This window comes from Spirosoma daeguense, from assembly GCF_054776875.1.
Genome location: NZ_BAAHBF010000007.1, coordinates 154904 through 166893, shown reverse-complemented (window position 1 = coordinate 166893; position 11990 = coordinate 154904). Strand labels below are relative to the sequence as shown.

Sequence of the window (11990 nt, the reverse complement as noted above, 5' to 3'; positions counted from 1 at the left end):
TGTAGATAGGTTGTGCGCTGGATGTGAACGTAACAACAGCCTCTATTACCTCCTGATTGAGACGCAATTATGAATTTGTTTAATACACTGACAACCGTTTTAAGCCCAGACGTACTGTCGAGTATTGGCGCTTATATCGACGAATCAACCGAACGTACCAGCAAGGCCGTTGATGGTCTCGTCTATACAATTATTGGGGGATTGATGAAACGCACCACCTCCGAAATCGGTGTAAATCAGCTCTTCAATCATATCCAGAAAGGCCGTTATGATGGCTCGCTGACAGACAACCTGCTGAACGTGCTGCGCGATCCAAACCAAACCAATACACTTATCACACAGGGTAATGATGTGATTAGCCACTTATTACCCGCCATGAAAAGTTCTATTGGGAGTATGATTTCCCGCTATGCAGGCATTCGAAATTCGTCGTCTATTTCATTGCTAGGACTTATCACTACCCTAATTCTACATGTGTTGGGGCGGCAGGTAAAAGAAAAGAAACTAGACGCCGACGGGCTGGCTGCACTATTATTTGCCGAACGTGATACGTTCATGAGCATCGTGCCCGAAGAGTTCATGCCTCAGCTTATCGAACGACTTGGTCTGCATCAGATCGTGTCAGGGGTAGCCAATCCGGCTCGTCGTACTACCGCCGAAGCAACGGTAGCAAGTAGTGGCTCATCGACAACTACTATCCGCCCCCCCATTAATTATGCCGATGCCGACGATAATGGCGATAGTGATAATAGCTCGCTCGCAAAATGGGGAGTTGGTGCATTATTGGCTTTAGCGGTGGCTGCCGGTGGCTACTATGTATACCAAAACACTCAAAAATATTCAGATGGGCAGGAAGAAATTGCTGGCTCTACTACGGTAAATACCGACACCGTTCAGGCCGATACCGTTACCCGGTCGCTGGCGTTACCAAAAGATTCGCTGACGGGTAACCCTCCCAAATCTACATCAGCCACAAACGTATCTGCTGTAACTAGTGCTCCAACCGCTGTCACATCAGCAGCCGTTGGAGCATCAGGTAACTTAACCCAGCAAGTAACGCCTTATCTTGGGAATGCAGCCCTACCTAAAGGTCGGATTTTTCCGTTGACAGGTATTGCTTTTCAGCCAGGTTCATTATCAATGACGGCCGAATCACAGGCGGTTATTAAGGAAGTAGAAACGCTACTCAAAACGTATCCGCGTCTGCAAATTCAGTTGGTTGGTTATGCCAATGATGCCCAACTGCCCCTGACGAATAAAAGCCTGTCGTTTAAACGGGTAAATCAGGTCAAGCAGCAATTGATGGCAGCAGGAGTCGACTTCCTACGTATCGACGCAATTGGCCGGGGAACGGGCGTTAGCAGAAACGATACGTCGGGTATACCCAAGCCAACGCTTCGCAAAATAGACCTGAAAGTTGTCGTCAAATAGCTGACAACGCTTTCATGATTAGCCTTTTAAAAACTCTTCCATGGAAGAGTTTTTTTGTTTTAGTTATCTCCAATACGTATTTATAGAAAACAACATTCGTCTTGTTGTAGTTGGATAGAAACGATGTTTTTATTCACTAACTAAGACACGTTATGAACTCAGGAACAGGTAAAACCGCTTTAATAACCGGCGCTTCGAGTGGCATTGGTCAGGAATTGGCCAAGCTATTCGCTCAAGACGGCTACAACTTAGTATTAGTGGCACGTAGTGACGACAAGCTGGAACGATTGAGCGATGTTTTTAAAAATAATTACGGTACGCAGGAAATCACGGTTATCGGCAAAGACTTGTCGACAGAAGACGCTGCGCAGGATGTATATAATCAGGTAAAAGCCAAAGACATTACCATCGACGTATTGGTAAACGATGCTGGTGTTGGGCTGTACGGACTCTTCGCAACCGATACCGACTGGGAACGGGAGAAAGCTATGATTCACCTGAACGTACTGACACTCACGCAGATGACCAAGCTTTTCCTGTATGATATGCTGGCACGTAACGAGGGTAAAATTCTGAATCTGGCATCGTTGCTATCCATCGCTCCATCTCCGTTAATGGCTGTGTACTCAGGTACAAAAGCGTACGTCTATAATTTTACACAGTCGCTGGTTAACGAGCTAAAAGATACCAACGTAACGGTTACAGCATTGCTGCCTAACGCTACTGATACTGACTTTTTCCATAAAGCTGGAGCCGAAAATACCAAAGTAACCGATGAAGTTCAGGACCCGGTTATGGTGGCCCGCGACGGCTACAATGCGCTTATGAATGGTAAGCCTAAAGTGGTGCCGGGTGGTCTGAAAAATAAGTCATACGAAGTAATGTCGTACGTAGCACCGCAGGAAGCAGTGGCAGCATTGATGCGCGACAAAATGTCGCAGAAGCCCGAGCCAGAAGATTCTAATACACCAACACTAGCCTGGAGCATAGGAATCGGTATTGCCGTTCTGGCAGGTGTTGCTCTCGGATATGCTTACATGAACACAAACGAGTTTGGTCGGGCACGGTATCGCTACAAAGCCAGATCACTTAAAGACGATATCGCCGATACCCTTTCATCGGTGGTCGATAACGTAGTAGACTCGGTTGTGAATGCGTACAACACCACCAAAGAAAAAGCGGAAGACCTCACACATAAGGCCGTTCATAAAGCTGAAGTTATCGAAGAAGATGTTGCTGCTTAATTATTCATCAAACCCGAACGTAGCAACCATACTACGTTCGGGTTCACTAGCACATTACCATGAAAAATAATTCATTCTGGCGAATTGCTACAGCTGTAATCGCCGTTGGCAGCATTATTTATACTACAGTTTCAAGTAGTCAATCGCGTCGGGAAAGTCAGGAACGGCATGAAGCCGATCAGGGTGGTTCGGAATACGAGTACGACGTACCGGTTGAATACGAACAGGTATTTGAGAAAAATCAGCTCGTACCAGCCGGTTGGGCGTTTGGCGCAGTTTGGTCTACCGTTTATTCTGGTCTGGCTGCTCTGATGGTGCATCAGGCATTACCTTCCGAGGAGCATAATCCGCGTTATCAGAAAGCGTTGCCCTGGTGGTGGGCTTCCTGGACACTCAACGCTATCTTCGGGCGTTTTTTCTCTCAAAATGATCCACAAAGCATTGTCATTTCTGATCTAACGACAAAGTTTAATCTACCAGCAGCTATCGGTTTGCACCAGAGTCTGGAAATTGGCAAGACCGACGTACCAATGCCTGAAAAACTGCTACGTATTCCGGTCAGTCTTTATGCTGGCTGGCTAACGGCCGCAACGGTTGTGGGTACGCCCAACTCGCTTCTGACCCTAAACTGGTGGGAATCAGACGAAGAGCGCGACGAACCAATATCGGCTGGTATTCTGGGCGCTACAGCAGGAGCAGGCTACTTGATCGCTCGTCGGCTCAATGATCCGTGGTATATGTTGCCATTTATAGCAGGCTTTGGCGGCATTGCGACTCGTCAACAGGAAAAACAACCGATTGTTGGCTGGACAGCAGCTGCCCTCGCCCTTGCCTATGCCGGACTACTTGCCTACTGGCTTCCTAAAGGTAAATTTCACGAATACGACCAATTTGTCGTCAACGATGTGGATGTACTAACCGATCAGATTGAAACGTCAGAGCCGCATCAAGCCGAAATCGTCCGCGAACGCATGAAACCCATTGAAGCTGAAGGCCTTGACTAGAGTTAAACCTTACGCTTTATCCTGAAGCTGCCCTACGACCGTAAGGCAGCTTTTTTTATTATAAATCATTCAATTTGCGACAGAATGTCACTTAACAACGTAATTAAGGAGCATTATCGGCCAAAATGTCCCAAAAACCACTACGGCCCGTGATTTGTTAATGGATACTGTAGAATGAATAATGCACGCTAACTCGCTGCGAATTATTCATTCTACATCATTCATTTGCATTCATTCCTAAAGCTCATGGATTTCAAGAATTACACCATCAAAGCACAGGAGGTTGTTCAGAAAGCGTCGGAAATCGCGCTGGGCAACGGTCAGCAAGCTATCGAAACAGGACACCTGCTTCAGGCAATACTATCGGAAGATGAAAACGTAATCGGATTCATTGCCAAAAAGCTGGGTATCAACATACAGAATACGACTAGCGCATTACAAGCCATTCTCACTACGTATCCGAAAGTTTCGGGTGGCAACGGCAGCGTTTATTTAAGCAACGACACAGCGACCGCTTTAGCCAAAGCCAGCGCCCTGACAAAAGAGTTCGGCGATGAATTTGTAAGCGTCGAATTGATGTTACTCGGTCTGATGGCCGGTAAAGACCAGATTGCTACGTTACTAAAAGACGCCGGTTTCAACGAAAAACAGGTGAAAGCGGCCATCAACGAACTTAGAAAAGGAAATTCGGTGAAAGACCAAAACGCAGAAGCTAAATATCAATCCTTAGAACGGTACAGCATCAACCTGAATGAACGCGCCCGGAACGGAAAAATTGACCCCGTTATTGGTCGCGACGATGAAATCAGGCGGGTATTGCAGATTCTTAGCCGACGTACCAAAAACAACCCGATTTTATTGGGTGAACCGGGCGTTGGTAAAACCGCTATTGTTGAAGGACTGGCACAACGTATCGTGTCGGGCGATGTACCAGAGAACCTGAAAAGCAAAACCATCGTCTCGCTCGATATGGGTTTGCTCATCGCTGGGGCTAAATACAAAGGCGAGTTTGAAGAACGTCTGAAATCGGTTATCAAAGAGGTAACAGACTCAAACGGTGAACTTATTCTCTTCATCGATGAGATTCACACGCTTATTGGCGCAGGTGCTGGTGGCGAAGGTGCAATGGATGCCGCTAACCTGCTGAAACCTGCTCTTTCGCGTGGCGAACTCCATACAATTGGTGCCACTACGTTGAAAGAGTATCAGAAATATATTGAGAAAGATAAAGCACTCGAACGTCGTTTTCAGGCTGTCATGGTCGATGAGCCTAACACCGCCGATGCTATTTCGATTTTGCGCGGTATCAAGGAAAAATATGAGCTTCACCACGGCGTACGTATCAAAGATGATGCGGTAATTGCTGCCGTTGAGCTATCGACCCGTTACATTTCGGATCGTTTCCTGCCTGACAAAGCTATCGATTTGATGGACGAAGCAGCCGCCAAATTACGTCTGGAAATGGACTCGGTTCCTGAAGAGCTTGACGAGCTGAACCGACGTATCATGCAGTTGGAAATTGAGCGGGAAGCTATCCGTCGCGAAAACGACAGGGAAAAAGAAACGTTCCTCAACAAGCAGATTGAAGACCTAAGCGAACAACGTAACGACCTAAAAGCCAAGTGGGAAACCGAAAAGGCCTCGGTTAATGAAGGCAGGACGTTGAAAGAAGAACTTGACAAATTACGTCTGGAAGCCGATCAGGCCGAACGTAGTGGTGATTACGGTAAAGTAGCTGAAATTCGCTACGGTCGGATTCCCGAAATCGAAACGAAACTGAATTCGTTAACTAAAGAAGACAACAACGGTTCGTCGGATCGGATGATGCAGGAAGAAGTAACTGCCGAAGATATTGCCGAAGTCGTTGCCAAATGGACGGGAATTCCGGTATCGAAAATGCTGCAAAGCGACCGCGAAAAACTGCTCAATCTGGAAAAAGAACTGGGCAAGCGTGTAGCTGGTCAACAAGAAGCCATTGAAGCAGTTTCGGATGCAGTACGTCGGAGCCGGGCCGGTATGCAGGACCCCAAAAGGCCAATCGGTTCGTTTATCTTCCTCGGAACCACGGGCGTTGGTAAAACCGAAGTAGCTCGAACCCTAGCCGAATACCTGTTCAACGATGAGAATGCAATGGTACGTATCGATATGTCGGAGTATCAGGAACGTCATGCGGTGAGCCGTCTGATTGGCGCCCCTCCGGGCTACGTGGGTTATGACGAAGGCGGTCAATTAACCGAAGCGGTACGTCGGAAACCGTATTCAGTTGTGTTGCTCGATGAGATTGAAAAAGCGCATCCCGATGTCTGGAACATTCTGTTACAGGTACTCGATGAAGGCCGCTTGACCGATAACAAAGGGCGCATAGCCAACTTCAAGAACACAATCATCATCATGACGTCGAACATTGGTAGTCATCTGATTCAGGAGAAATTTGCTGAAGACGAAGGCTGGAACCACTCGCTGGTGATTGATGAAGCGAAAAAAGCAGTGATGGAGTTGCTAAAACAAACCATCCGCCCTGAGTTTCTGAACCGGATCGACGAAATCGTCATGTTCGAGCCACTGACGAAGGCCAACATCCGCAAAATTGTGGATATTCAGTTCAGCGAAATAAAAAAACGACTGGCCGAAAACGGTATTCAACTCGATGCCACCGACGAAGCGTTGACCAAAATCGGCGAAGAAGGTTTCGACCCAATTTTTGGAGCCCGTCCGCTAAAGCGTGTATTGCAACGTCGGGTGCTTAACGAACTCTCGAAAAGCATCCTGTCGGGTGAAGTCAAAAAAGATTCCGTTGTCTTAATGGAATTGGACAATGATGGCGAAATCGCCTTCACCAACCTCGACGCCGAAATTGAATTGTAAAAAATAATTGACAGACAGAGTGCCTAGCTCGGTCGCTGCAAAGTGGCCGGGCTTTTTTTGTTTACAATCTGAATTCGCTGAAACGTTATCATCATTCGAACAGGTAATAGGATACACTTTCTTAATGGCCTCATATATCTTCAACTGGAGCACTCTCAACGTTTTTATATACGCGATTTAACTCGCTAAACAGAAGCCAGCAATTATTCGCAGACGTAAATCTCTGTTAATGAGTTTAAATATGCGGGTAGCTTGCTTTAAGCTAAGCATTTTCGGCTGATAACTCTCTTTTAGTCTAATTCTTCACCTACGAATCGCTTTTACAGTTAAATTTGCGGCCTTTTTCCACTAAAAACAGGCAACAATGTTTTCCGAATTCTATAAATATCTGCTGCCTAATCACGACTGCTACAACCTGCCATGACAACAATTTCCTGCGGAATCGACTTTGGTACGTCGAACACGAGTATTGCCATCAATAACGAGGGCAAAATCAGTCTGGTGCCGGTTGAAAACGCACACGTAACAATTCCAAGTGCTATTTTTTTCCGACGTAACGATAACAAGCCATTCTACGGACGTGCGGCTATAAGTCAGTTTTTTGATCGGCAGGACGGCCGTTTTATGCGGAGTTTAAAACGGGTTCTGGGTACGTCGCTCATGAAGCAAGGCACGCTGGTGAATGGTACGGCCATGAATTTCAGCACCATCATTATGGCATTTCTGAAGCAGGTCAAAGAAAACGCTGAAACGCTCGCAGGTCAGAACATTGAGCACGTAGTAATGGGCCGCCCGGTTCATTTTGTCGATAACGACCCAGCCGCTGATATTCGCGCTCAGGCCGAACTGGAAGCTATTGCCAAACGAATTGGTTTCAAATACATTGACTTTCAATTTGAACCTATTGCAGCCGCCTTTGCGCACGAAGCCCGGATAAACAGCGAAAAACTGGCGATTGTAGCGGATTTGGGAGGTGGCACGTCCGATTTTACCGTCATTAAACTCTCTAGTCAATACGCTCATAAATCAGATCGCACGTCCGACATTCTGGCTAACACCGGCGTTCGGATCGGCGGGAACGATTTTGATAAAGACCTGAGTCTTGCGGCTATTATGCCGGAGATTGGTTATAGGAGCACGTATGGCGAGAAAAATCTGGAAGTTCCTTTGAAACCTTACCATGATCTGGCCGAATGGAGTAAAGTCAATTTTCTGTATACGCCCAAAATGATTATGCAGGTTCGGCAGTTACTCTACCAATCGCACGACAAAATGCGCTACCGACGGTTGTTACAGGTTCTCGAAGACGAAACAGGGCATTCGTTACTGGCCGCAGCCGAAGAATCGAAGATTGCCCTGACCACACAGCAGGAACATAACGCCACGTTCGACTTTATTGAAGAGGGATTTTCGATACCCATAAAACGCCGTGTTTTTGACGAAGCAATTCAGGACGAGGTCGACAAAATAGCGGCTTCGGCGAGGCAATGTCTGCTGGATGCAGGTGTAACCAACGAAGCCATTAATCTGGTTATTCTGACGGGAGGAACCACTGAAGTCCCTGCTGTTCAGGACGAGTTCAGACGACTTTTCCCAAATGCAGCCATCGCCGACGAAAATAAATTATCAAGTGTTGGGCTTGGGTTGGCCTACGATAGCCTTTATAAATTCGGCAAAACGGCCCAGCCTGAGCAAGTGCCATCTTTATCAGAATAAACCGATTCATTTGGTGGTAGCGGGATAATCTGGCAGTTTTCGGGCTAATTTTGCAGCCGAATTACTCCCCTTCCTCCGAATGAGTTTGTTTCTGCTTAAACTTACCTTTATACCCAGTATCATTGCGCTTGTTACGTTAGCTATTCGAAAATGGGGCGGTAAAATTGGGGGACTCATTGGAAGTATGCCGTGGGTGGCGGGGGCTATTCTGCTGTTTTTTATTCTCGAACAAGGAAAAGAATTTGGCATCCATTCGATTCAGGGTTCGATGACGGGCATTCTGGCACTCATTACATTTTGCCTGAGTTACGCTATTTTATCCCGAAAATTCACCTGGTTCCCTACCCTATTCATTTCCTACGTACTGTATACCATAACTGCCGTAATTTTTGATTATCTGCGGCTCAATCTGGAAATCAGTTACGTATTGGTACTGAGTTACGTACTGCTTACACTCTACGTATTTCCGTTGCCAACAACCCCGCCCGCCCCCAGCCGACGTTTACCGTTCGATATTCCAATTCGGATGGGCGTTGCTACGTTATTTGTGCTGGTTATTACCGGATTAGCCAGCGTACTAGGCCCAAACTGGAGTGGCATTTTAACGCCATTTCCAATTCTCACATCGGTGCTTGCCATTTTTTCGCATACGCTTCAGGGAAGTAACGCGGTCATTGCTACGTTGCGGGGAATGGTTATGGGCCTGTTTGGTTTCACTACGTTCCTGTTTCTTCAAGCCCATTGGCTTACCGAATTTTCGATTGTTGTGTCATTCGGACTGGCACTGATTATCAATGCGATTACCAACGTAGTGGTCAGTAAGGTTTGGTAAATACAATCTACCCCACGGCAGCGGCCGACCGTCCTAAATCCCTCCCCTAAAACTAGGGGAGGGACTTCAGAGAGTCCATTTTTAAGTACCTCCCCTAGTTTTATCAGGGTGGGGTTAATTTTTTTGATTAAGAAGCTACAGCTCAGCCAAAGCCTGTTCCAGATCGCTCAATAAATCGCTAACATTTTCAATACCCACCGAATAACGAATCAGGCTTTCAGGGATGCCAAGTTGTTTGCGTTGCGCTTCGGTCAACTCAACGTGGCTAGTGGTTCGGGGTGGCCCCGCCAACGTACTGACCGAACCCAAACTAGCCGCCAGATGAACGAATTGGAGCTTTGGTAAAAATCTCTTTACGTGTTCATAACCACCCTCTAGCGAAAAACTTAGAATTCCGCCAAAACCCGACATCTGACGTGTAGCGATCTCATAACCGGGATGCGTTTCGAGGCCGGGATAAAACACATCACTAACCTTGGGATGCGCTTTCAGATACTGCGCAATTGTGAGAGCCGACGCATTTTGTCGTTCAATTCGGAGTTCCAGCGTTTTCATACCCCGTGCCAGTAAATACGCCGGATCGGACTGAAGACTGGCTCCGTTGATTTCCCGAAACTGAAACACCTTTTCGACCAATTCCTTAGCTCCACAAAGTAGTCCGCCCATCGCGTCGGAGTGACCGCCCAGAAACTTAGTGGCACTATGAATGACCAGATCGGCACCCAGCGCCAGCGGATTCTGATTGATCGGCGTCGCAAACGTATTGTCGACAACGGTAATAGCTCCGACCTGTTTAGCGGCTGCCGCCAATCGGTTTATATCGACTATTTTCAGCGTTGGGTTTGTAGGTGTTTCCAGATAAAGAACGTCGCAGCCTTTCGCAATTTCGGCTTCCAGTGCGTCAAAATCAGTGGTTTCGCACAACGTAACAGCTACCTGATAACGGGGCAGAAAATCCAGAAATAGTCGACTGGCTCCGCCATACGTATCGTTGATCGAAACCACCCGCTTACCGGGAGCCAGCAGAGCAAACAACGTATTACTGATAGCTCCCATGCCCGTTGCAAACGACGTAGCAGCTTCGGCTCCTTCCAGAATCCGAATTTTTTCTTCCAGAACATGTACCGTTGGGTTGGTGTTTCGGCTATAAATGTATCCTTCTGCTTTGCCCGTCGCTACGTTATGCCACTCATCCAGATCGTGATAGGCGAAGGCAACGCTTTTAACAATTGGCGACGTAACAGCTCCTCCGCTAAACGATTCCGTTTCGCCCGCCCACACCGCTGTAGTACTTTTTTTGTGCTTTGAAAAATCCATGATAACGTAGTAATTAAAGTCGGCAGAAGGTTAATAATACGGAATCCCGGCTGCTTTATACGTATCACTACGTCATCTACCACAAATTGATTAAATTTTGGCTTGTTCAGCACCTTCATACAATCTCTACCAATTATGGTTCGCCACCGTACTACGTATTTCCTGTTTATTCAATTCGTTTGTGTCTCACTTTTTCACCTGTCTTCGTTCGCACAGAATCGCACTACGTTGCCCGAACTACGGACAAAGATTGAGCATGAATTAGCTAAACATCCCGGCGTTTTTGCGGTTGCGTTTAAAGATTTGTCAACCGGAAATGAGCTTCTGATTCGGGAACGGGAAAACTTTCACGCGGCCAGCACCATGAAAACGCCCGTCATGATTGAGGTCTATAAACAACAGGCGCTTGGAAAACTTTCGCTTAAAGATTCTATCCTGTTAAAAACTGACTTTAAAAGTATTGTCGATGGCAGTCCGTTTTCGTTAAAAGCGATTCAGGACAGCGATACGATCATCTACAAACATATTGGCAAAAAACGAACGCTCGATAGTCTGGTATACAACATGATTACCATCAGCAGCAATCTGGCGACCAACCTGATTATTGAACGTGTTGGTGGCCAGAACGTAACGCAGACCATGCGCGAGCTGGGTGCCCGCGACATTCAGGTTCGACGTGGTGTTGAAGATTCGAAAGCGTTTGCGCAGGGTCTCAACAATACCACGACAGCTTATGATCTGATGGTAATTTTCGAACAGATTGCCCAAGGAAAAGCCGTTAGCCCCGAAGCCTCAAAGGCCATGATTACTACGTTGCTCGACCAGAAATTTAACGAAACGATTCCCGCCAAACTTCCTAAAAACGTAAAAGTCGCTCACAAAACGGGCTCTATCGTTGGTGTTCGAAATGATTCAGGCATTGTATTTCTACCCGATGGCCGAACATTCGTGTTAGTCTTTTTATCGAAAGAGATTAAAGATGATAACGTAACACAGGATGTACTGGCAACTATTTCGAAATGGCTTTACGACTACGTGGCGCAACGGTAATGTTTATTGCTGAAGCTACGAACGCGGTTACGGCGGACAGAATGTCAATTAAATTAGCTACAGATTCCGCAGACTTTCGAGGTGTTTGGCCAGCCGTGGGTCGCTTGCCATTTCTGCTTTAATGTGTTTTAGCACTTCGCCAGAAATCTGTGGTTTACGGCTGATAATATCGACGCCTTCGGGCGTGAAAAGTGTTTTTGAAAACCAGATGACTGCCCATTGGCCGTTTGAATCAATCAGCGCTACGTTCCATTTGCTACGTAGTAAACTCAGCAATCCTTTGCCACGCCAGACAAACGCCGATGAGTCGGTCTTATCCTGATAATCGTAGCCTGTCAGGGTTTTCGCTTTTCCTTTTTTCAAGTAGTTCACCTCATCAAGCAGCACGTTGGTATCGGCTTTTTTATCTGTGGTAGAATACGTAAACGTTGGGCTCAGTTTATCGCCTTTGAGCCACATCGGGAAGTTTGTGCTGCAAATAAACCACGTACCGAGTAAAGCTGGAATCAGATTGTTCATAACGGAAAAGAA

General features: G+C 46.7%; 9 protein-coding genes. 7 read left to right on the top strand and 2 right to left on the bottom strand.

The genetic code is table 11. The features are described from left to right. Positions 1 to 69: 69 nt before the first annotated feature. The 6 genes from ACYVD4_RS22360 (at position 70) to ACYVD4_RS22335 (ending at position 9092) form a co-directional block, all read left to right on the top strand. On the top strand, positions 70 to 1431 hold the full coding sequence (locus tag ACYVD4_RS22360) for a DUF937 domain-containing protein (RefSeq protein ID WP_460949535.1): 1362 nt from the start codon (positions 70 to 72) through the stop codon (positions 1429 to 1431). A 152-nt stretch (positions 1432 to 1583) separates the two neighbouring features. After that, the gene (locus tag ACYVD4_RS22355) at positions 1584 to 2675 is read left to right on the top strand and encodes an SDR family NAD(P)-dependent oxidoreductase (RefSeq protein WP_460949534.1); all 1092 of its coding nucleotides are present in this window, start codon (positions 1584 to 1586) and stop codon (positions 2673 to 2675) included. Positions 2676 to 2734: 59 nt separating this feature from the next. Next, positions 2735 to 3679, top strand: coding sequence for a TspO/MBR family protein (locus tag ACYVD4_RS22350; RefSeq protein ID WP_460949532.1), 945 nt, complete (start codon positions 2735 to 2737; stop codon positions 3677 to 3679). 246 nt (positions 3680 to 3925) lie between these two features. Continuing rightward, a complete protein-coding gene (gene clpB, locus ACYVD4_RS22345) occupies positions 3926 to 6544 on the top strand; it encodes an ATP-dependent chaperone ClpB (RefSeq protein WP_460949530.1) in 2619 nt (872 codons plus the stop codon). A 420-nt stretch (positions 6545 to 6964) separates the two neighbouring features. Further along, entirely contained in the window at positions 6965 to 8260 is a 1296-nt protein-coding gene (locus ACYVD4_RS22340; protein WP_460949529.1) for an Hsp70 family protein, read from the top strand. A 79-nt stretch (positions 8261 to 8339) separates the two neighbouring features. Beyond that, positions 8340 to 9092, top strand: coding sequence for a hypothetical protein (locus tag ACYVD4_RS22335; RefSeq protein ID WP_460949527.1), 753 nt, complete (start codon positions 8340 to 8342; stop codon positions 9090 to 9092). A gap of 135 nt (positions 9093 to 9227) precedes the next feature. Here ACYVD4_RS22335 and ACYVD4_RS22330 read toward each other — a convergent pair whose 3' ends face one another. Continuing rightward, positions 9228 to 10409 (bottom strand): cystathionine gamma-synthase family protein, encoded by a 1182-nt coding sequence (locus ACYVD4_RS22330; RefSeq protein WP_460949526.1) that lies wholly within the window; start codon positions 10407 to 10409, stop codon positions 9228 to 9230. A 135-nt stretch (positions 10410 to 10544) separates the two neighbouring features. Here ACYVD4_RS22330 and ACYVD4_RS22325 point away from each other — a divergent pair, with 135 nt between their 5' ends. Further along, positions 10545 to 11459 carry a serine hydrolase gene (locus ACYVD4_RS22325; RefSeq protein ID WP_460949524.1) on the top strand — a complete coding sequence of 305 codons (915 nt, stop codon included), beginning with the start codon at positions 10545 to 10547 and terminating at the stop codon, positions 11457 to 11459. A gap of 57 nt (positions 11460 to 11516) precedes the next feature. Here the strand turns inward: ACYVD4_RS22325 and ACYVD4_RS22320 are convergent, their stop codons facing one another. Then, entirely contained in the window at positions 11517 to 11978 is a 462-nt protein-coding gene (locus tag ACYVD4_RS22320; protein WP_460949522.1) for a lipocalin/fatty acid-binding family protein, read from the bottom strand. Positions 11979 to 11990 lie beyond the last annotated feature (12 nt).

Bases quoted from the DNA above. Each gene is read 5' to 3' on its own strand.
- ACYVD4_RS22330 (WP_460949526.1), bottom strand. From the start codon at position 10,409: ATGGATTTTTCAAAGCACAAAAAAAGTACTACAGCGGTGTGGGCGGGC.
- ACYVD4_RS22355 (WP_460949534.1), top strand. From the start codon at position 1,584: ATGAACTCAGGAACAGGTAAAACCGCTTTAATAACCGGCGCTTCGAGT.
- ACYVD4_RS22350 (WP_460949532.1), top strand. From the start codon at position 2,735: ATGAAAAATAATTCATTCTGGCGAATTGCTACAGCTGTAATCGCCGTT.
- ACYVD4_RS22360 (WP_460949535.1), top strand. From the start codon at position 70: ATGAATTTGTTTAATACACTGACAACCGTTTTAAGCCCAGACGTACTG.
- clpB (WP_460949530.1), top strand. From the start codon at position 3,926: ATGGATTTCAAGAATTACACCATCAAAGCACAGGAGGTTGTTCAGAAA.
- ACYVD4_RS22335 (WP_460949527.1), top strand. From the start codon at position 8,340: ATGAGTTTGTTTCTGCTTAAACTTACCTTTATACCCAGTATCATTGCG.
- ACYVD4_RS22340 (WP_460949529.1), top strand. From the start codon at position 6,965: ATGACAACAATTTCCTGCGGAATCGACTTTGGTACGTCGAACACGAGT.
- ACYVD4_RS22320 (WP_460949522.1), bottom strand. From the start codon at position 11,978: ATGAACAATCTGATTCCAGCTTTACTCGGTACGTGGTTTATTTGCAGC.
- ACYVD4_RS22325 (WP_460949524.1), top strand. From the start codon at position 10,545: ATGGTTCGCCACCGTACTACGTATTTCCTGTTTATTCAATTCGTTTGT.